This is a genomic window from Bacillus sp. SIMBA_008, from assembly GCF_046535495.1.
Lineage (GTDB): Bacteria > Bacillota > Bacilli > Bacillales > Bacillaceae > Bacillus > Bacillus subtilis.
The window spans coordinates 1-252 of record NZ_JAWRWL010000900.1 but is presented as its reverse complement, the minus strand read 5'-3'; the positions used below and the strand labels follow the sequence as shown (position 1 = coordinate 252).

1 protein-coding gene is annotated in these 252 nt (G+C 39.7%); it reads right to left on the bottom strand.

The annotated features are described in order from the left end of the window. A partial coding sequence (locus SB658_RS25975; protein WP_410603362.1) for a DnaD domain protein occupies positions 1-252 on the bottom strand: 252 nt, incomplete at both ends.

Here is a 252-nt window from a genome sequence, read left to right as displayed (position 1 = left end):
ATTGCTTCAGCTACTGTACCGACCTTTTTACGTGCCCAATGCCCAGCAATTTTCTCCACATACGTTTTCGCAAGCTTCATATCTGAGCGTAGCATAACGTAATAAATAAGTACATTCACAACACCTGGCGTTAATTTTTGATTGATCATTACATCTTCAACGATCTGCAAGTCAGCCTTTGTCGCCTCTGCACCACCAGAGATTTCTTTTAATAGTTGTTTTGGTGAGATTTCCTCTAACTGCTTTATTAAC